Origin of the sequence: Akkermansia sp. NBRC 115031 (assembly GCF_030268505.1) — a bacterium.
Classification (GTDB): Bacteria; Verrucomicrobiota; Verrucomicrobiia; order Verrucomicrobiales; family Akkermansiaceae; genus Akkermansia; species Akkermansia massiliensis.
Map to the genome: position 1 here is coordinate 535968 of NZ_BSQU01000001.1, position 21224 is coordinate 557191.

The window sequence follows — 21224 nt, forward strand, 5'->3', positions numbered from 1 at the left end:
GGTATGAGACACTTTCCGGCCTCCTCCCGTTCATCCCTGATGCTGGCTGTGGATCATTGATTCGTTTGAGGCAGGACTCCCCTCAACCGCATTTGCCGGAAGAGACAGGAAATTCCGGAGCAGGGACTTCCCGTCCGGCGTCAGGATGGATTCCGGATGAAACTGGATGCCGTAAAGAGGGCGGGACCTGTGGCGAATGGCCTGGATGTTTCCCCCGGAATCCCTTGCGGTGACGACCAGTTCCTCCGGCCAGGGGGTGGCGGCAAGACGCCAGGAATGGTACAGGCCTGCGGGGAATTCCTCCGGCAGCCCCTCCAGAAGGGGGCAGCTCTCCGTCCGGCGTAAGGGTTCACGGACCCCGTGAAGCGGCTGGGAGAGATGTTCCAGCCGGGCCCCGAAGCGTATGCCCAGGATCTGGTGCCCCAGGCATACGCCCAGCACCGGAGTGCAGGGGGGCAGGCGGTCCAGAAGGCGGAAGGTTGCCTGGTGGCATTCGTCCTTCACCGTTCCGGGCCCGGGGGACAGGATGAGTTTTTCTCCCGCCTGAACCGCCTGTTCCAGTTCCGGCGAAAGGTTGGAGACCACGCGCGGAACGGCCATTCCCGTCACTCTGACGAGTTCCGCGAGATTCCAGGTAAAGGAATCCCGGTGGTCGATGATCCAGACGTTCGGTTGACTCATGGCGCGCACATGATAGAATAATTCCCGCCAATGTACACACGGGAAGAAACCATCCTCCGCATGAATGCCCTGGGCCGTGCGGAACGTCCGTTCTTCTTTGTGATCTCCCATGATCTGGAGCACAACCTCCTGTTTGAACTTCCGGAAACGGGGCACGAACGTATGGCGGCTTTTTCCCTGCCGCTGGGAGGCATGGGGGAGCAGGGCAACTGGCCGCCGCTTCCGGAACGGCTGCGGTTCATCCCTTCCCCCTGTTCCATGGCCCGGTATGCGGCGTCCTTCGCCTCCGTCCGGAACCATCTGATGAGGGGGGACTCCTACCTGCTGAATTTATGCGTGGCTACCCCCGTGGAAACCAACCTGACGCTTCGCCATCTGTTCCGGTTCGCACGGGCTCCCTACCGGATGCTGCTGGGGCCGGACGCCCGTGTTCCCGGCGTGCATGGCCGCGGCTGCGTCTGCTTCTCTCCGGAACCGTTTGTCACGGTACGCGGGCGGTCCATTTCCACGTTTCCGATGAAGGGAACGGCTCCTGCCGCCACGCCGGAAGCCCGCGACTGGCTGGAGACGGATGAAAAGGAAAACCGGGAATCCGCCACCATTGTGGACCTGATGCGCAATGATCTCTCCATGGTGGCGGCAGATGTGCAGGTCAGGCGCTACCGCTACATCAGCCCGGTGGAAACGCGCGGAAGAACCATCCTGCAATGCAGTTCCGAGATTTCAGGCCGCCTGCCGGAAGACTGGCGTTCCCGCCTGGGGGAAATCCTGCTGAAGCTGCTGCCCGCCGGGAGTGTGACCGGAGCGCCCAAGGAGGCCACCTGCCGGGCCATTGCGGAGGCGGAGGACTTGGAGCGGGGGTTTTACACCGGGATTTTCGGTTTCTTCAACGGGCGGGATTTGGATTCCGCCGTCGCCATCCGCTTCATGGAAGAGGATGAAAAGGGAATGGTGTACAAAAGCGGAGGCGGCATCACCGTCATGAGCCGCATGGAAGATGAATACCGGGAAGCTATTGCCAAAGTTTATGTGCCGTTTGATTTTTGAAACCGTCAAATGGGAGGATGGCGCTCCCTGCCTGCTCTCCTGGCACCAGCGCAGGGTGGAAGCCGCCATGAACCTTCACGGAGCGGAAGGCTCCGCCGTTCCCGATCTGGCCTCCGTGCTGTCAGCCTGTCCGGGGCCGGAAGGCCGCGGCATTTACAAATGCCATATCACGTATGATACGCAGGGAAGCGCGCGCCGTCCCGTCTTTGAACCTTACCGTCCCCGGCTGGTGAAAAGGCTGGCATGCGTGGAAATTCCACGGCTGGATTACTCCTGCAAGTGGGAGGACCGGACGGAGCTTCAGGCGGCAGGGCTGGGGTTGGGTGAGGATGAAGAAGTGCTGATCCTCCGGCACGGGCTGGTGACGGATACGCGGTACAGCAACGTCGTGTTCGGGGACGGCTCCTCCTGGGTGACTCCGGAAACTTTTCTGCTTCCCGGCACCAAGCGCGCATTCCTGCTGGCGTGCGGAGCCATTGAAGAGCTTTCCATCAAAGCCGAGGATATAGGAAAATTCCGCTTCTGTTCCCTGATTAACGCCATGCTGGACCCCGGCGACGTGGTGGTGCGGACGGAGGATATCGTCTATCCTTAACCGGTTTTATAAATTTATATATTACAGGAGCATGATCTACAATTCCTGATAATACCGTTGCATCAGCTTCGCCATCAGTTTGCGGCGTTCTTGAAGGAATGATTCGTAATCACTTATATCCATGCTGACAATATTTTGAGGGATACTGTTTTCCTCCAGATTGCGGTAAAGCATTTCTTCGTCGGAAATATTTCCGAGTGTAATGGCTTTAGTCCCGCATTGCTCTTGCACTTTGGCAAAATAGACAGAGGGAGGATCGTCTCCAATGGCTTTATTTACCTGCGTATCAAGATAGATATAATTGGCTACCTGATTATATTTTGTCTTATTATCAATGCCGTTCTTTTTCAGATAATTGCGCGGAAAAATATGGTGCACGTCTCCTGAAATGGTAATGAGATCGGAGACTTTAGTCCCTTTCATCAGCAGGGAATTGCAGTTCAGGTTAATTTGAGCAGCAAGGAAGGTATTGAAGGCGGGACTGTTTACAGAAGACGTTTCCAGGTTCTGAGGCAGCGTAACCGTCCAAAATGTTTCCGATAGGGCAGAGGCCTCCACTTCTGTTTTGAAATTCAGGAAGCCTTTTTCTTCGATATTGCGCATATCACGGTCCATCTGCGTCTCCGGAGATCCGATGTATCTTGAAGTTAGGGTGGAGAGGACGAACCATTTTTGAACATGCCGTTTGATTTGTTCGTTTGGAATGGTTGGATCACTCCGCAGCATCAGATACAAAGTGTAAGCAAAATCCAACGTCATTTGTGAATTCAACTGTTTGCTGGAGACAAAGCCCGCACCCTTAAGGGCCATTACAAATTGTGTAAAATTGTGCTGGTTGATAAATTGTACAATGCCGGCATCCAGTTTCCGGTAGGATTCCGCTACGATATCATCCCGGTATTCCTTGGTTTCGAAATCCCTCCCGGACAATAAGCTGACCAAATCAGCAAGTTTTCCTCTGCGGAACTGGTGCATGAATGATACCCGTAGCATATCGCCGTAATCGGGATCGTAAATGTCATCATAATCATGAGCCAGCCACTTGATTTTATCCGCATACTTGGAATTCTGGAATTCCTCATCACGTACCAATAAGGAGTAAAAATCAGGTTTCACGGCCAGATGGCAGAAATAGTCCACTGTTTTACGCATCATACTGCCTTCATGTTCCATGTCCGCGGCCATCTTGGACATGACAAAGTCTGATTGGCTGAGAGACGTTCCTTTGGAATTGATACGAATGAAAATTTCAGTTACTTCATCAATATCCAATGTAGCATCCAGCTCAATCACGCCAATTTGCCTGTTGGCGATTCCTTTTAGAGAGGCAATGGATTTATTGATTATGTTGGGTTTGATTCCTTCATTGATGGTACAATATTCAACGGAGAACTCGAACGCATCGAAATCGGCATCAAATACGATGGAAATATCCGGTATCCATCGTTTGTCTTTTAAATGAGAAGCGTCTTGAACCGCAAAACGCTTGCTCGGATCATCAGCAAGAGGATTGAAGGCGATTTTGACGCGGTCTTTATTAAAATCTTCATCCAGGACTTCTTTGCCGGCGATAGCGGCCATCAGGGCGGTTACACGTTGCTGTCCGTCGATAAGTACTTTTTTTCCGTTGGCTTTTCCTCCATCCTTGGTTTTCACGTCAGGATTCTTCCAAGTAATGATATAGCCCGTAGGGTAGCCGTTATATAAGGAATCAATTAAATCCCGTACTTGGCTTCGTTTCCAGACAAAGGGGCGCTGAATTTCTGGTATAACGAAATCTTCCGCTTCTATCAGCCCCAAGACGGCGCTGACGGAATATTGCATCAACGTGAATTTTTCACCGGTCATGATATTTCTCTTTTATTGCTTCATCCACTATTGAGCTTATTTAGCATGAGGAGTGCTTTTCATGGATATTAGAAGTTGGGTTCACGCTTGAAATATATGATTTCATGAAAAAAGATGTGCAGATCTTTTCCCAGCATGTTAGCGGCATCATAAAACACCGCAGAAGAAGGAGCAATTGTTTTTGATCCTCTGAAAATAAAAACAGACTGGATTTTTTTGGAATGCCTTTTCAGCAGAGATTTCCTATTATCTTCATTTTAAAGATAGATAAAAAGTAAAAGCCGTTTGTCATATTTGGCAAACGGCTTTTAGTAAGAGTAATATGTTTTGTTTTTCCTTAAATGGCGCCGCAGTAGTGGGCGCAGAACCACATGGCGCGGGGATGGTGGAAGAAGGACTTCCAGAGGCTGCCCTTGAGGGTGTTTGCCCTGGAGCCGTCCTTGTTCAGGTAGCCGAACCAGTCGCCGTGCTGCACGTCCTGGAAGTGGGAGAAGGCCCAGTTGTGCACCATGTCGTGGCAGATGGCGTAGCGTTCCTCTCCAGTGAGCTTGTAGGCGAGCGTCATGGCAATGAGCGCCTCGTCGTGCGGCCACCAGAATTTCATGTTGTGCCAGTATTCCTGGACGGGCTTGCCGTACACGTCCGTAAAGTAGAGCAGGCCGCCGTTTTCCTTGTCCCACCCGCGCGCGAAAGCCCAGTCGATCATGTCGCAGCCCACCTTGATGAGTTCCGGATCATTGCCGCGGAAGCGGGCTTCCTCCAGCACGAACCAGCCCCCCTCAATGGTATGGCCGGGATTGAGCGTGCGTTCGTCAAAGTGGTCGATGATGGCGCCGTCAGGGCTCACCACTTCCATCACGGCCTTGAGCTCCGGCTTCATGAACAGGGTGCGGAGGTCGTTGATGCAGCGGTCGATCCATCCGGTGTAGAAGCCGTCCTCGTCACCCAGGTACTTGCGCAGTTCCTGGGCGGTCGCCAGCGTAATCATGCGTGTTCCCAGTCCCGTCGTGGGACGGTTCCCGGTGAATTTGGGAACCATCTTGCCGGGGGTGAAGCAGATGTCCGTAAAGACGTCGAACCAGTGGCGCGCGGCTTTTGCGGATTCTTCATTTCCTGCAGCTTTCGCATGGGCGGCAAAGGCGATGGCGGCAAAGGATTCGCTGTACGCATAGCGGCGCTTGCGGATGGGGGTGCCGTCCGCCTCCACATGGAAGTACATGCGGCCGTCGGCAGGGTCCACGCATTTCGCCGTCAGGAAGTTCAGGGCGCTTTCCGCCCATTTGAGCCAGTCCGGGTTTTTCTCAATGCTGTTGTACATGGTCAGCAGCATCCAGGCCATGCGGCCCTGGGCCCACACGGATTTGTCCGTGTCCACCAGGGTGCCGTCCGCGTCAAAGCAGTGGTAGAGGCCCCCGTTCTTTTCGTCGTAAGCGCGCGGGAACCAGAACGGCAGAACGTCTTCCAGAAGCTGGCGGCGGTAGAATGCGCCCAGGGTGGTCAGGTCAAGTGTTGCAGCCATAAGAGGGAAAGCGGTTTAGTTCATGGACCACTGGAAGAAGCCGATGGCTTCCAGCTCGGAGCGGAGTTCCTTGAGCTGTTCCGCGGTGGGGTTGCCCTGCGGCAGGCGGGCGGGACCCAGGTCAACGCCCAGCCAGCCCATCAGGGCCTTGGCGCAGCCCATGTAGCCCTTGGAGGCCAGGATGTTGATCATCTGCACGGATTTCCACTGGCAGTCGCGCGCCGTTTCCACGTCGCCTTCTGCAAAGGATTTCATGAGTTTCTGGTACAGGGCCGGGGCAAAGTTGAAGGAGCTTCCCACAGCGCCCTTGGCGCCTACGGAGAGGGCTCCCGTGAACCATTCGTCCACGCCCCAGGGGATGTCCACGTTTTCGTCGTAGTTCAACGTGGTCTGGTACAGGGCCAGGTCCGGATTGGTGAATTTGATGCCCGCAAAGTTCGGGATCTGTTCCTTGGCCAGCTTGATGAAGTCTACCGGATTGAAACGCACGCCCGTCAGCACGGGAATGTCGTAATAGTAATAGGGCAGGTCGGGAGCGCCGGAAGCGGCGAAGGCGCAGCATTCCACCAGGCGCTGGACAGTGCCTGGCTTGTAGTAGGAGGGGGCAAGGGAGCTGGTCGCCACGAATCCGCATTCCTGGGCAAAGGCGGCCAGTTCGCGGGCGTCCCAGACGCTGTTGGAACCGGTATGGGCGATGACGTCCACGCCGTACTTGGCGGAAGCTTCCTTCCAGGCGGAGTAGATTTCCTTTCGTTCTTCAAGCTGCATGGAGGAGGATTCACCAGTGCTTCCGGTAATGAAAGCCAGCTTGATGCCCTGGGAGGCAAGCAGCCTGGCCTGGGCGTCAACGCTGGAAGGATTCAGGGAACCGTCCGCCTTGAACGGAGTGTGTACGGCGGCCACCAGGCCGTGGAGTTTCAATGACGTGTTCATATTGTGTAGTGATATGAAAATAATTCGGGGAAATGATTACAAATCATCTTGGGAAAGACAACCCCTGAATCCTTTTGAATCAAAAAAGACCACATAAAAAAACGCGCGTTCTCCAAAAAAGAATGCGCGCCGGAGCAAGAGATGCTTCAAAACATTAGCGGACAGCCTGTTGCTTGATGATGGAATACATGGCTTTTGCCAGGGATTTCGCGTGCGTCAGCAGCAAATCTCCATCATAACACCAGATCATCACGCCGCCCAGCTTCTGGGTTTTTACGTACTGGCATTTTTTCTTAATCGTGGTGATGCCGTTAAAGTAGTGCTGCTGGCCGTCGATGGCGCAGAGGTCCGTGCCGGGGGCGATGTTGGGGTAGAGCTGGACGACGTTGGAATAGCCTTTCTGGGCGTCCCAGTTGCGGTTGGAGCGCGTCTCGTTGGTGTAGAACGGCAGGCCGACGACGATTTTGCAGTCCGGAATGTTTTTCCTGCGGATGGTTTGGATGTCGATGAGCATGTCCGGATAGGTGGAGTGCTGTCCGGCGCGGTCATAGCTCATGACGTTGACGAAGTCCAGCAGGTCCATCATTTCACTGGTGGGCGCCAGGTAGTACGGATTGATCGCCGCGCTCAGGGACATGCCGCTGGCTCCCATGGCGGAGCGCACTTCTCCCAGCAGCAGGCAGAAGTTGTACCACTCCGTGCCGTTGTCCGGGTATTCCCAGTCAATGTCTATTCCGTCAAATCCCTTTTCCCTGGCGAAGGAAACGAGCTGGTACGCGAACTGCCGCCTTTTTTCCGCATTTCCCGTGAAAGCCGTCAACCCTCCGTCACAGTGGGCCACGCCCAGAATGATCTTGCTGCCCGCCGTTCCGCGAAGGTTTTTAAGCTTGTCCAGGCCATTCAGGAACTGGGCGTTGTTCTGCCCCGTCAGGTTTCCTTCCGTGTCACATCCCACGTTGAAGTAAATGAGGTCCGTGAATGATTTGAAGTGCTGGGCGGTCAGGTGGTTGGGGTTCCACTGCATCAGGTTGGTGTTGCGGTAGTAGGGCACCACGCGGAATTGGTAGGGATACACCTCCGCGCAGCCTTCCGGGGAAGGATTGGCGACCGCTACATTGGAGTCCTCCAGCAGGGCCACGCCCGTGCAGGAGGCGTCCACCTTGTTCAACCCTCGCGCGCGGGGGTTGAGGTCCACGCACAGCCAGAAGTAGTTGTCTCCTGCGGAGAGCGCGTGGCTTCCCTCGAATTGGAAGGTTTTGGCCCCCTTGGAGATGGTGTTGAGGACGGGGATGGCCCTCCGGTTGGCCTGCTCCGCGTTCGGGGAGAAGTAGGGAGTGGCGCCGGAGTAGAAAATCCGGGCCTTCGCGATGTCGGAGACGGAGGTGGTTCCGGCCATGGAGAAGGTCATTCCCTTCAGGATCTGGCTGGTTTCCGTAACGGTCACCTTGATCTTCATGATGGCCTGGCTGTCCGCGCCCGCATAAAGGATGGAGTGCGTTTGTTCACAGGCTGCTGTGGCGGAAGCCGCGTACAGGGGGGCAGCGCCGGACAGGCCCAGGGCCAGGGCGCACATGCAGGTTTTAAAGGTACTGTTCATGTTTTATTAAGAGATGGCGGTTGTTAGATAGTGCGCTTCCTGACGGCGAGCAGGCCGCCTGCCGCCAGGAGAAGCAGAAGGGAGGTAGCGGGTTCCGGGACTACCAGGCCATTGGAAATCCAGTCCAGATGGAGGGCGTTTCCTTCGTCCCAGCGCAGTTCCCAGCGCCCCAGTTCCAGAGAGGGGTCATAGCCTTCCAGCCCCAGATTCCCCACCGTGATGGTAGCGGAGTCGGAGAGGGAGGAGAGGATTTCAGAGAAAGTCCCGTCCATGTTCGTGACGCCGGATGCATCCATGACCAGGTAGGACTGGTCCCTCTGCCAGATGGAGGAGGTGTAGTCCACTTGGTCGTCGCCCAGGGCCAGCGTCCCTCCCAGCGTCAGGGTGTCCGCATGCAGTTCCAGGCTGATCATGGAGCCGCGGGAGAGGTCAATCGTGATTCCGTTGGAAATATCAATGGCATTGGCAGTGATGGAGAAGCTGCCTTCGCCCGTTCCGAGGATGGAGACGTTGTTTCCCAGCGTCAGCGTGTCTGCATTCAGGCTGCCGGTTCCCATGACGGACAGCTCCGTTCCGTCCTCCAGCCTCACGTCCGCCGCATTCAGGGCGGCCTGTTCGCCAATGTGGAGGCTTCCTCCGCTTACGGTGAAGGAGGTTCGCGCTTCTTCCGTGCTCCAGTCTGCGGAATGGTAGCCGTAGGTTGCCCCGCTGCTGACGGAAAAGGTGCCTCCGTACACGGTCGTATTGGCCCGGATGCCGGACTGGCTGTTTGCGCCGGACATGGCGACCGTGCCTCCGGCCCCGGCGGCGTCATTGACGCTGATGTCCACGACGGATTCGTCCTGGGAGCTGAGGCCGTCTTCAAAGAGGATCCGGCGGTTGTCCGCCGCATTGAAGGAAGCCATGGCGCCGTCGTTGAAATGGATAGCGTTGTAAACGCTTCCGTCCTGGACTGTGTTTCCGCGGAAGATGATGTCCGCCTGGTCCGCCGTCAGGGAAATGGAGCCTCCTCCCTGCAGGTTGATGGCGCCTCCGGCGTTTTCCGCACTGTTGTTTTCAAACAGCACCGTCCCGGTGTTGCCGGAAATGGCAACGTTGTAGGCGTCCAGGGCTCCCCCTTCATAAGCTGTGTTGCCGGAGAAGGAGGCGGCGCCGGAATCGGAGATGGTGATGTCCCCGTAGGCTCCGATGGCGCCCCCGTAGGTGGATGCGTGGTTGTCGGAGAAGGTCAGGGCCCCCACTCCGGAGAAGGTGACGTTTCCATCCGAATAGATGGCGCCCCCGCCGCCGTCCCGGGCCTCGTTGCCCGTCATGCTGAAGGAGGCGGCGGTATTGGCCGTTACGTCCCCGCCGGACCAGATGGCGCCTCCCGCGCCCGCCTCCGCCAGGTTGCCGGAGAAGGCCACGTGGCCCACGCTGGACCATTCCACGGTTTCATAATCGTTATTGATGGCGCCGCCGTTTTCTCCGGCCGTATTTCCGGTGAAGGAGATGTTTTCCGCGATGTCGGAGAAGGTGAGGCTGCCCGTGGTGCCTCCCGTATGGATGGCGCCCCCGTGGGTCATGGCGGAGTTGCCGGAGAAGCTGATGGCGCCCGTGCTGGTGAAGGAGGCTCCTCCGGAGGCGTAAATGGCTCCGCCGGAAGCGCCGGAATCCGCGCTCACGCTGTTGTTGCTGAACGTAAGGGCTCCGGTGTTGCTGAAGGCGACCGTATCATTGGCGGCAATGGCCCCCGCGCCGTAAAGGGCCTCTGTATTGGACATGTCGGCGGCATTATTGGAGAAGGTCAGGCTGCCGATGTCCTGGAAGGTGACGTTTTCCGAGAGAATGACGGCCCACTTGGCTCCGTAGTTGTCAATGTTGATTCCGTGGCCGCCCGTGAAGGTGATGCTCTGGAGGGTGTTGTTATACCCGCGGCCGCCTGTCCAGCAGTTGACGTTTGCTCCCAGGGCTCCCAGATTCTGGTCCGCCGTGAGCGTAAAAACGGTATCCGTATCCGTCAGCACGCTTCCCGCCCAGGCCTTGGAGCCCAGTTCCAGGGCGGCGCGGGTCATGATGTTGAGCGTGCCCTTGTTGTTTTCCGTGTTCAGGAGGATGCCGCCTTCATGCCAGTTGACCATGCTGGCATAGGAGCTGCCGCCCATGTCCAGAGTGGCTCCGTCCTGGACGTCAATGACATTGGCAAGAGTGTGGCCGTTCATGGAGAACAGGGCTCCGGAAGCGATGCTTACATTGCCCAGATTGCTGCCGGCGCCGAAGGCGTTGTCCACCTCCAGCGTCAGCTTGCCCGCATCCACGCGGACCGTGCGGCCGGAGGAAATCGTATTGGCCCTCTGGATGACCAGCTCTCCGGCGCCGGATTTAATGAGGCTCAGGCCGGAGAAGTTGGCGGTGGTGGGGTCTCCGTATTCGCCGGACGTGTTTTTATTGGCAAAGACCTGGTTGAAGTAGAGTACGGAATTTTCTCCGATGGCGAGCGCCAGCGCACTGCCGGCTCCGGTTTCGCAGACAATGGCATCATGGTTCTGCGCATTGGAGGAAGTCCATGTAAGGGTCTGGTTGGCTCCCAGTTCAATGGTGGCCGTCGTGCCCCAGCCGGCGATGTAAATGCCGCGGCTGGCCGTGCCTCCGGATTCATAGCCCTGGGAAATGACGATGCGGCTGGAGGTTCCGGAAGCGAATTTAAGGGCGTAAAAATTGTTGTGCAGCTTGCCCAGGGAGGCGGAGTCATACCCGAACTGGTTCAGTTTGAGCGTTCCTCCGTTCAGCGTAATGGTGGGGGACTGGAAATTGGCTGTATAAACGCCGTTATGAAACAAGCGGCCATTGCTGGCATCCAGCACGGCTCCGGAGGCAATGTTGATTTTTCCGTTAATCCGGTTGTTGTCACTGGCGGTGATGTTTCTTTCCCCGGTGAAAACCAGGGTGCCCGCGTTGATGTTCCAGACGCCGCTGGCCGTATGCGCTCCATCCAGGGTAACCGTTCCGGCGCCTGTCTTGGCGAGCGTGGCGGAGCCGGTGAGGCTGGTATCCCAGACTTCATAGGAGTCTTCCGCATTGGGGGCGTCCAGAATCAGCCCGGTATTGGAAAGAGTGGCGGAACCTCCGTTGTTCCCGGCAGCCGCGCCCGTCAGGGTAAGGGAACCTCCGTTCAGCGTGATGGCCGCACCGTTGTAAAGCATTCCGGACGCAGAGATTCCGCTTCCTACTGTGATGGAGGAATCCGTCTGGAATTGGGCCGTATTTCCATTGCTCCAGTCGGCGGAGGAATCATCCAGCCGCCACGCTCCGGAATCCGTCCAGGAGCCGTTTCCTCCATTCCAGAGGTAGTCCGCCGCATGGGCCGGGATGCAGGAGAGACAGCCGGCGAACACGCCGAAGAACAGTGCGGTAATTTTCATGTAGGTTCTAACAGATAGAGTGATAGTGAATAAAAAAGGGAAAACAAGAACGAACTTGTTTTCCCTTAAAAAAAATCAGGGGACTTAACCCCGGCGGCGGCGCATGCACGATAGGGAAACCAGCCCCAGCAGGCTCAGTGTGGCCGTGGCGGGTTCCGGAACGGGAAGGGCGGGGTTGGCCGCCAGCGCGGCTATTTCCCCGTCATTCAGGACACCGGCATATAATTGGAGGTCATCCATGGTCGTATTGGCGGTGGACGCCAGCTTGAGTGACTGCACGTCTCCGGTGAAATTGACTCCGGAGGCCGTGATTTTCTTCTGCCCGTCCAGATAAATGTTCAATTCCCCGTTCTGGAAGGTGATGATGATGTTGGAAAAGGAATCCCTGGAAATCGTCAGGTTGGCCCAGTTGCCCACGTTTCCGCCGCAATAGGCCGCCCATGCCCCGGCGGTGGAGGCGTCGCCGGAATCCTTCTGGAGGTACATGTTCTGGCTGTTGCCGGATGTGAAGGTCAGAATGCTTTTCCATATAGCCGAGGACGATGTATTGCCGGGGGAGTAGTCCTTGACGGCAATGGAAAGGCTGAAACCTTCCGTAGCATTCAGCCCCAGTCCCGTACTGGAGGAGCCCAGCGTCAATTGTCCGCCGTTCGTGCGGCTGTCATAGCCCCGGCCTTCATAGCCATCGGTATAATTCATCCAGCCTGATCCGCTGAACGTGGCGCTGCCCGCATTTGGGCCGGCCAAGTTATTATCATTTAAAGATGACAGGTTTCCGTCAAGCTTGTTGAAATCATAAAAATATTTCAATGTGGCGGCCTGGGCTCCCAACCCTGAGCAAAGCAGGAACATCGTAAGATACAGAGAGGATTTCATGAAATTATTAAAAAAATTACTGAATGGAGCCAGTATCGGATTTACAATCCGGAAGACCGCTTCAAATTCAATAACTTCTTATAAATAAATAAGGTTTCCGTATTAGGCGTTGTTTATTATTCCTACTTTATATGTGGGAATATTTGCCGTTACTTTTTTGAACTCAAAAAAATAAGTTGACTTCCGGATTGTAAATCCGCGGCGGAATTATCCTGTTATGCATGATTAACTTATGAAAAATAAAGCAATCATGGTTGAATCAGGTATAGATCAAAATACCGCGAAATCTCCCGTCTTTTAATAGAAATGCGTGAATGCCTATTGCCCCTGGAGGGCGGAGATTCATCTGGAAAGAAATGGCCGTTCCAGGCAGCGGAACGGGTTTCCTTCAATTCTTTCCATGCAGGGAAGGAACGGGAGCCTTCGCCGGGAGGGTGTACAGTTTTTCAATATCGTCCAGATACCGGGAAATGGGGGTATTGGCAGGCTGTTCCTGTTCACGGAGCAGTTTGACGGCTGCCGCGTAGGAGGCGAATGTCTTGCCGGTTCCGGACCGCGTATTGATTTCATACCAGTCCATGTAGTCCCGGACGCGCCGGGCGGTTTTCATGGATAGCTCCCTGATTTCCCGAAGCTGCCCGATTTTCGGGGCGGCTTCCCGGCCGTTGATTTTTCCGGTCTGCATCAGGGCCACAAGCTTGGCGTATTCCACAATGACGGGCCGGTAGGCGGGGAAGGAGCGCCGGCTGAGGTTGAGCAGGCTGCCGGATATGTTGGAAAGCTGCCTGTTCAGGTCCGTCAGGGAATTGGCCTGGTCCAGATTGTCCAGGGGGAAGGTGACGGTCGTCCGGGTGTCCGGATCGTATTTGACCAGGGTGAGGGCTTCCTGCAGGTGACGTTCCGTTTCCGTGATCGTGAGGGTTTCCGTCAGGGGAGGAGTCGCCATGCGGGAAAGCTGGAGCGTCCACCATTTATGAAGGGAGGAGGGGGTCAGGTTGAGCTGCGGAAAATGGCGCTTGATGAGATTCCTGGGATCGTCATTGCCCAGAATGGCCTGGTCCAGAAGCTGTTTCATCCCTTCCGGACCGTTTTCCTGGTTCAGCAGGCAGAGCACCAGCGCGCCGCAGGAGGTTTGATAGGCGGCGTAGGAGGTGGCGTCCAGTTCCTTTTCCGGTTCCGGGCAGTTCAGGATTTCTTCCGGGGTCATGATGCCGGATTGCTGGAACAGGGTGGAGTACATGGCCCGGTCCGCTTCATTGGTGTGCCACAGGACGGCCTGCTCCAGCCCGGCAATCAGCCAGGGGGGCAGCGTTACTTCGTCCGGCAGTCCTTCCGGGTCCACCGTGCGCAGCATCATCTCATAAAGCAGGGTGGAGACGATGGCGTGGCGCAGCCTGTCCTGGTTGATGCCGCGTCCCAGGTGAATGAAGATGTTGTAGGAGAGGGTATTCCCCACAATCACGGTCTGCATGCGGATGGGGTTGGCCGGAACCGGGCTTCCCGGCTCCCCTACCAGACGGATGATGATGTTGTTTTTCCATTCGTCAGGCTGCTTGAGGATTTTCACCAGGGCCGTGCGTATGGAGTCCGCCCGCGTGGCAATGGCCCCGGCCAGCAGGGAATCCATCCCTGTAACGTGAAATTGCTTGGAAGCGGAAACGCTGGTGAACGGCTGCCGTTTGACGGACTGCCCTTCCGTTCCGGCAGGGGCCGCGGCCGGATGCTGGGGAGCGGGGGGTACGGCGCTCACGTTGGAGCTGCCCTGCAATACCGGACGGTCAGAAGCGTCATCGATCAGGGCGGTGTCCGGAACGGGAACGGGGGAAGCGGCCTGCGCTTCCGCGGAAGGGGCGTTCCCTGCCTCCTTCTGTTCCTGCGCCCGAACGCAGGGGGGCAGGAGAAGGGCCAGCAGCAGAAGGGCGCATGTTCCTCTGAATTTCATCAATGGGAAAAGCTTAGTCGAATTGTTCCGCCAGACAGCCGAAGTCTTCTTCCGCGTGCCCTTCACGGCACAGTTTCCCCATGATGGAGGAGACCAGCGCGGCAGCGGGCGGGTGGATTCCCTTTTCAGCGGCCAGTTCCTGGGCGTAGATGCTGTCTTTCCGCATATTGTCCAGGGAGAAGTGGGTGGAAAAGTCGCGTTCCGCCATCAGGGGCAGCTTGAAGGACGCCAGGGGGGAGGCGATGACGTTCCGGGAAATGGCCTGCCCCAGCAGTTGAGGGGAAATGCCGTATGCCTGGGTGATGGCCAGGGCTTCGCTCAGGCTCTGCACCATGGTGGCGGAGACCATGTTGGTGACCAGTTTGACGACGGTTCCGGCCCCAATCCCCCCCAGGTGCAGGATGTCACGGGAACTGTGTTCCAGTACTGGCCGCACGCGGTCCAGAGTGGAGGAGTCCGTTCCCGCATAATAGACCAGCTCCCCTTTTTCCGCCGGAAGGCGGGATCCGGTGAACGGGCAGTCCACATACGTGCAGCCGATGGCGGAGCACATCAGGGAGAGCTTGCCGACGGTGGCCAGGTCAATCGTGGAGTGGTTCAGGATGACATGTTCCGGGGTCAGCGCGCCCCTCATCTGTTCAAATACTTCCAGACAGGCATTCCTGTCTTTCAGATAGAGCTGGATGATTTTGGAGGCGCGGGCCGCGTCCGCCGGGGTGGGAACGGCTTCCGGAAAGTCTTCCCGGGGCGTCCGGTTCCAGACGGTGACCTTGTCACCCAGTCCGGTCATGTGGCGTGCAATCCGTGAGCCGATGAGGCCCAGTCCTAAAATGGAAACTTGATACATGGCGTTTTTCAGGAGAAAAAGGAAGGGGCGGATCCGTCAGGAACCGATGCGGAAGCGGCTTCTCCTGCGGGGTGCTTCCTGTTTTTCCGGCTTGGGCGGTTCCGCTGCGGCGGTGGCGGTTTCCGCAGGAGGCTGTGCGACAGGCGCCGCGGAGGCCGTTTCCCTCATCTGGTCCGCCAGGGAGACGGGCCCGGCTTCCGGACGGTGGCTGACCACGACCTGCTTGGGCCCGGCAGAGGGCCTTTCCAGGGCATTGGGGTCCTCCGCCACATGGGCGGGCACCTCATAGGCATCGTGGGGAATGGCGGATGGATCGCTTACTGCTGCGGCCAGGCGCATTTCATCCTCGTTCGCGGCAGGCGAGGGAGCTTTGTCCGGAGCCTGTTTTTTGCGGGGAAGGGTGGTGGTCCCGGTGATGGCGAGTTCCAGGTCGGAATCCGGCAGGCCGCCGCTGCGGATGGCGGCGTCATAACTCTTGCGTGCCTGCGCCGTACGGCCCAGCCGGGAATAAGTCCAGGCCAGGTTGAAGTGGGCGTCCGGTGATTCCGGCTGGATTTTCAAGGCGTTTTCAAAGTGGCCCACCGCTTTTTCATAGTTGCCTGCGCTGGTTTCCAGGTTGCCCAGGTAAAGCAGGGCTGGAGCGTTGGCCGGGTCCAGCCGGACCGTTTCCGTCAGGGAGGCGATGGCGTGCTGGTCCTGCCCGGCGCGGTACTGGGCCACGCCCATCATGAACCATGCGGGGGAGGAGGCTGCATCCAGTTCCGTGGCCTTTTTCAGGTATTCGATGGCTTCCTCCGCCTTGTTGCGCTGGAGCAGGATGGTGCCCAGGTTGACCAGGGCCGGAACGTGGGCCGGCTGGAAGTCCAGCAGGGTGCGGTACAATTGTTCCGCAGCGGCGTAGCGTTTTTTGGCGAAGGCCTCCGCGGCTCCCTGTCCCAGGGCTTCCGCTTCCAGCTTCCGGCGCACCGTGGCTTCCATGCTCCTGTTCAGAGCTTTTTCCTGCTCCGGCGTAATGGCTCCGGCGGAAATGGCGGCCAGGCGCGCCTGTTCGGCGGAACGGGCTTTCAGTTCATCCATCTGCCGGGTTAGCTCCTCCACTTGAAGGTTTTTCTGTTCCAGGGCCTTCTGGGTCCGGGCCAGGGCTTCCGCATGGCTCTTGTCATTCCTGGCGGATTTGGCCGCTTTTGTCTTCGTCTGGCTGCGCGCCAGTTCCAGTTCCCTGGCAAGCTGGGCGGCCTTGTCGCGTTCCGCGGAAAGGGCCTGGGCCAGCTTGTTGATCTTTTCCTTCTGCTGGTCCGTCAGGGGGATGTCTATCTTGTTGTCTCTGGCGATGACGTTGACAATCTGCTTTTCCGCCGGGGTGAGCTTGATGGCTTCTTCATTGTCCATCAGGGAGGCGATTTCCGAAGTGTCCGCGTTTTCCTGGAGCAGGCGCTTGTAAGTGCTGATGAGCAGGGAACGGCTCTGGTCCTGCACGGAAAGGATGCGGAGCTGCTTGGCGATTGTGGAGCGCAGCAACTGGTTTTCCTCCAGCAGGAGAGGGCTTTTTTCCGGATTGGCTTCCAGTTTGGACAGCTCCACATCCGCATTGATGAGCTTGGTGTTCAGCTCCGTAATGCGCTTGCGGTAGCCGATGTTTTCATCCCGGATGGCAATCAGTTTCTGCTTCAGGTCCGCGGATTCCTCCCGCGCCTCTTCCAGGGCTTTCAGGTTGGCCTTCCGCTGTTCTTCGGAGTCGGACTTGGCCGTTTCCAGGGCGGCGATTTTATCCTGAGCGTCCTTGAGCTGGGCCGCCAGAGTCAGGTTGCGGTCCAGCAGGTTTTTGGTTTTGTCCGGGCTGTTGAGTTCCACCAGGGCGGCCAACTGGTCGCGGTCCTTCTGGAGGGCGTTTTTCTCATCCGTGACCTTGGCCAGCTTGTCCTGGTGCTCCTTGAGCTGAATTTGGAGATCGGCAATCTGCGCCAGATACTGGACTTTTTCCTGTTCCAGCGTGGTGACTTTCTGTTCCAGCTCCTCCACCCGCTTGGTGAGGGTCTGGAGGAGCTTGTTGCTGGTCTTTCTCTCATCCTCCATCTGCTTCTTGACCTTGAGCAGTTCGTCCCGGTAAACGGATTCTCCGGCGGACGCTATGGCCAGTTTTGCCAGAATGTCCTCCTGTTCCTTGCGGGTGCGCTTGAGCGCCTGGATCAGGGCCTTGTTTTCAATGGTGGTTTTGTCCAGCAGCCTGCGGATGCGCTCGTAATTGCTTTCCACTACTTCCGGGGCCGCTCCGGGGGAAACGGACGGGGACGGGATGGTGTTGACGAGGGATTCTCCGGGGCGGGAAGGGAACTCCACTCCCTTGTAGCCCGGAGGAAGGACGATGTTGGGCTTGGGCCTGGGTCGCTTGGGCACGGCGGCCGGACGTTCCAATTCCAGGCCGGGGCCTGATGAAACGGCGGCGGCCTGCTGCTGCGCCAGCTTCTGCCACTGGTCCAGCTTCTCCCTGTTGAGCTGGCGGCGTGTTTGAAGAAGGTTGGGCCGCCATTGCGGATAGGCCTTCACCAGGCGTCCCAACTTTTCTTCCGCCTGTTGCGTCAGGCGGATGGCTCCTATGTAGTCGCGTTTTTCCACCAGTTCGGCAGACCTGGTTACCAGCTTTAACGCTTCCAGGTACATGTCCGTGGGGTCCTGCCTTGTCCCGGCGGAAACGGGCATGGGGCCCGGCACATAGGCGCCCTGGGCCAGAAGGGGCAGGGCGCCGCAGGTCAGGGATAAGGCAACGGCAATGCCAAGAGGTAGAGGAGTCATCATGGGGAGAAGCTTTGTTTACATACTGTAAACCATCTTGAATCGCAAGGATAAACCGTGTCTTGTGCTTGTGTTCGCGGGGCCCGGTGCTAGACTCTCCTCAATCCTTGATTTTTCTGATGAATATCTCCGTTTTAGACCGTTTTTTAAAGTATGTTTCCGTGGGTTCCCAGTCTGATGCGGATTCCCGCAGCGTTCCGTCCACTCCCGGCCAGACGGAACTGGCCCGGCTGCTGGCCGGGGAGCTGAAGGCGCTGGGAGCCCAGGCGGAGCTGGATAAAGCCTCCGGCATCGTGTACGCCTCCATCCCGTCCAACGTGGAGAGGGAGGTTCCCGTCATCGGCTGGGTGGCTCATGTGGACACGGCCCCGGGCGTCTCCGGCAGCGGCGTGAAGCCCCGCATCGTGCGCTCCTACGACGGCGGAGACATCGTCCTGAACCGGGAACAGGGCATCGTGCTTTCCCCCGCCGTTTTCCCCGAATTGGCGGACTATGCGGGCCAGGACCTGGTCGTGACGGACGGAACCACCCTGCTTGGCGCGGACGACAAGGCCGGAGTGGCGGAAATCATGGATATGGCCGCCTCCTTCCTGCTGCATCCCGAACGGCCCCACGGCGAGATACGCATCGCCTTCACGCCGGACGAGGAAATAGGCCGCGGGGCGGATGCCTTTGACGTGGAGCGCTTCGGCGCGGACTTCGCCTATACTGTGGACGGAGGAGCCCTGGGGGAAATCGAATATGAAAATTTCAATGCGGCCTCTGCCGTGGCGACGGTGCGCGGCACCGGCATCCACCCCGGCAGCGCGAAGGGCAGGATGCTGAACGCATGCCTGGTCCTCATGGAATTCCAGGGAATGCTTCCCGCGTTCCAGAATCCCGCCTTTACGGAAGGATACGAAGGCTTCTACCATTTGGACTCGTTCCGGGGGGATGTGGAACGGGCGGTCGGGGAGTACCTCATCAGGGACCACGACACGGCGGAATTTGAGCGCAAGAAGGAATTCATGCAGGAGTGCGCCGCCCTGCTGAACCGGAAGTACGGGGAAGGAACCGTGCAGGTGGAGGTAAAGGACTCCTATTACAACATGAAGGAAAAAATCCTCCCGCACATGCACCTGGTGGAACATGCCCGCAGGGCGATGGCGGCCGTGGGCGTGGAGCCGGAAATTATCCCGGTGCGCGGCGGTACGGATGGAGCCCGTCTTTCCTTCATGGGGCTGCCGTGTCCCAACCTGTGCGCCGGAGGCCACAACTTCCACGGAAGGTATGAATACGTTCCTGTCCGTTCCCTGGAAAAAATTTCCGCCATTCTCCAGGAAATCGTTTCCGGCTACGCCCGGTACGGTTTGGAACCTCCCGCCGGAAACTAGCGGAACGGCGATGGAGGGCGGCTTTGCGGCTCCGTCTCCTGGGAGCGGCAGGCTCCTGCCTTTCGTGGCGCGGAAGCTTTCGTTTAAATAGCCGCCAGGGCAGGGAGGCTCTGGCTCCCAGCGTGGTGTGCGGCTGTGAAAAGGGAATGGCGGGAATGTTAATCGGGCGTCTATTAGGGGCCTGTCAGCCATCCCTGAACATTGGAAAGGACCTCTTTTCCGGACCGTGGAATCCCGTGGGATTCCTAATCCGTGAAGCTGCGGGAAAGTGCTTGCTTTTTTCCCTCCCGTCATGATCATGGCGGCTCACCGTTTTTGATAACCCCCGCATACACACATTTTGATATGAGCGTGATTCCCAATGTCCTGGCTGAAAGGTACGCCTCCGCCGCCATGAAATCCATCTGGTCCGCAGAGGGCCGCATCGTCCTGGAACGCGAATTCTGGATCGCCGTGATGAAGGCCCAGAAGGATTTGGGGCTGGATATTCCGGACGGCGTGATTGAAGCTTACGAACGGGTGAAGGACCAGGTGAACCTTCCCGCCATTGACGCCCGCGAACGCGTCACGCGCCACGACGTGAAGGCGCGCATTGAAGAGTTCTGCGAGCTGGCCGGCTGCGAGCACATCCACAAGGGCATGACCTCCCGCGACCTGACGGAAAACGTGGAACAGCTCCAGATATGGAAGTCCATGCAGATCATCCGGGACAAGGCCGTGGCCGTGCTGAACCGCATGAGCGCCCTTGCCGGACAATGGAAGCACGTGACCATCGCCGGCCGCACGCACAATGTAGCCGCGCAGACCACCACCATGGGCAAGCGCGTCGCCATGTTCGGGGAAGACATCGTGCACGGCCTGGGTTCCTGGATTTCCCTGATGGACCGCTACAGCGTGCGCGGGCTGAAAGGCGCCGTGGGCACCCAGCTTGACCAGCTCTCCCTCTTCGGGCAGGACGCGGGCCGCGTGCTGGAGCTGGAAGACCGCGTGTGCGCCCACCTGGGCATTCCCTCCAAGTGGATGAACGTGGGGCAGGTGTATCCCCGTTCCCTGGACTTTTCCGTGGTTTCCGGCCTGGTGGAGCTCACCTCCGGCTGTTCCTCCTTCGCCAAGACCCTGCGCCTGATGGCCGGCCATGAACTGGCTACGGAAGGCTTCGCCAAGGGGCAGACCGGTTCCAGTGCCATGCCGCACAAGATGAACGCCCGCTCCTGCGAACGTGTCAACGGCTTCCACGTCATCCTGAAGGGCTTCCTGATGATGATCTCCGGACTGGCCGGGGACCAGTGGAACGAAGGGGACGTATCCTGCTCCGTGGTGCGCCGCGTAGTCATGCCGGATTCCTTCTATGCCGCGGACGGCCTGTTTGAAACCTTCCTGACCGTCCTGAACCAAATGGGGGTATATGAAGCCGTGGTGGCCGCGGAACTGCGCCGCTACCTGCCTTTCCTGATGACCACCACCATCCTGATGGAAGCCGTCAAGCGCGGCATTGGCCGGGAAACCGCCCATGAGGTGATCAAGGAACACGCCGTGGCCGTCTCCAACGACCTGAGGGCCGGAAAAATCATGGAAAACAACCTGCTGGACCGCCTGGCGGAAGACGGTCGCCTGGGCATTGACCGGGCGGACCTCCAGACCATCTTTGACTCCAACTCCTCCGCCACGGGCATGGCGGACGCCCAGGTGGAAGCGTTCCGCTCCATGGTGCAGGAGCTGACGGACAGGTTCCCGAACGGCGCGGGCTACCAGCCCGGAGACATCCTGTAAGGGCG

General features: G+C 57.9%; 14 protein-coding genes. 4 read left to right on the forward strand and 10 right to left on the reverse strand.

Annotated features, from left to right (window positions below; all coding sequences use genetic code 11):
- Positions 1-30: 30 nt before the first annotated feature.
- Positions 31-681, reverse strand: coding sequence for an aminodeoxychorismate/anthranilate synthase component II (locus QSJ36_RS02140; protein WP_285466532.1), 651 nt, complete (start codon positions 679-681; stop codon positions 31-33).
- A 30-nt stretch (positions 682-711) separates the two neighbouring features.
- On the opposite strand from QSJ36_RS02140, the gene QSJ36_RS02145 reads away from it, so the two are divergent.
- Together QSJ36_RS02145 and QSJ36_RS02150 are read left to right on the forward strand one after the other, a co-directional pair.
- Positions 712-1728 (forward strand): aminodeoxychorismate synthase component I, encoded by a 1017-nt coding sequence (locus QSJ36_RS02145; RefSeq protein WP_285466533.1) that lies wholly within the window; start codon positions 712-714, stop codon positions 1726-1728.
- Positions 1709-2323: an aminotransferase class IV gene (locus tag QSJ36_RS02150; RefSeq protein ID WP_285466534.1), complete on the forward strand. Its 615-nt coding sequence runs from the start codon at positions 1709-1711 to the stop codon at positions 2321-2323. The genes QSJ36_RS02145 and QSJ36_RS02150 overlap by 20 nt, the downstream gene beginning before the upstream one ends.
- A gap of 36 nt (positions 2324-2359) precedes the next feature.
- Here QSJ36_RS02150 and QSJ36_RS02155 read toward each other — a convergent pair whose 3' ends face one another.
- The 9 genes from QSJ36_RS02155 to QSJ36_RS02195 form a co-directional block, all read right to left on the reverse strand.
- Positions 2360-4171: a DUF262 domain-containing protein gene (locus QSJ36_RS02155; RefSeq protein WP_022398256.1), complete on the reverse strand. Its 1812-nt coding sequence runs from the start codon at positions 4169-4171 to the stop codon at positions 2360-2362.
- Between the two features lie 337 nt (positions 4172-4508).
- Complete coding sequence (locus tag QSJ36_RS02160) at positions 4509-5690, reverse strand: AGE family epimerase/isomerase (protein WP_022398257.1); 1182 nt, start codon at positions 5688-5690, stop codon at positions 4509-4511.
- Positions 5691-5705: 15 nt separating this feature from the next.
- Complete coding sequence (locus QSJ36_RS02165) at positions 5706-6623, reverse strand: dihydrodipicolinate synthase family protein (protein ID WP_022398258.1); 918 nt, start codon at positions 6621-6623, stop codon at positions 5706-5708.
- A 154-nt stretch (positions 6624-6777) separates the two neighbouring features.
- Positions 6778-8220, reverse strand: coding sequence for a glycosyl hydrolase family 18 protein (locus tag QSJ36_RS02170; RefSeq protein ID WP_102722277.1), 1443 nt, complete (start codon positions 8218-8220; stop codon positions 6778-6780).
- A 23-nt stretch (positions 8221-8243) separates the two neighbouring features.
- The gene (locus QSJ36_RS02175; protein WP_285466536.1) at positions 8244-11621 is read right to left on the reverse strand and encodes an autotransporter-associated beta strand repeat-containing protein; all 3378 of its coding nucleotides are present in this window, start codon (positions 11619-11621) and stop codon (positions 8244-8246) included.
- 84 nt (positions 11622-11705) lie between these two features.
- Positions 11706-12368: a PEP-CTERM sorting domain-containing protein gene (locus QSJ36_RS02180; protein WP_180975235.1), complete on the reverse strand. Its 663-nt coding sequence runs from the start codon at positions 12366-12368 to the stop codon at positions 11706-11708.
- Between the two features lie 517 nt (positions 12369-12885).
- On the reverse strand, positions 12886-14442 hold the full coding sequence (locus QSJ36_RS02185; RefSeq protein WP_285466538.1) for a hypothetical protein: 1557 nt from the start codon (positions 14440-14442) through the stop codon (positions 12886-12888).
- A 10-nt stretch (positions 14443-14452) separates the two neighbouring features.
- Entirely contained in the window at positions 14453-15286 is an 834-nt protein-coding gene (locus QSJ36_RS02190; protein WP_102730452.1) for an NAD(P)-dependent oxidoreductase, read from the reverse strand.
- Positions 15287-15322: 36 nt separating this feature from the next.
- The gene (locus tag QSJ36_RS02195; RefSeq protein WP_285466541.1) at positions 15323-18079 is read right to left on the reverse strand and encodes a tetratricopeptide repeat protein; all 2757 of its coding nucleotides are present in this window, start codon (positions 18077-18079) and stop codon (positions 15323-15325) included.
- Positions 18080-18195: 116 nt separating this feature from the next.
- On the opposite strand from QSJ36_RS02195, the gene pepT reads away from it, so the two are divergent.
- Positions 18196-19449: a peptidase T gene (gene pepT / locus QSJ36_RS02200; protein ID WP_285466543.1), complete on the forward strand. Its 1254-nt coding sequence runs from the start codon at positions 18196-18198 to the stop codon at positions 19447-19449.
- Positions 19450-19794: 345 nt separating this feature from the next.
- Entirely contained in the window at positions 19795-21219 is a 1425-nt protein-coding gene (gene purB, locus QSJ36_RS02205) for an adenylosuccinate lyase (RefSeq protein WP_102722081.1), read from the forward strand.
- Positions 21220-21224 lie beyond the last annotated feature (5 nt).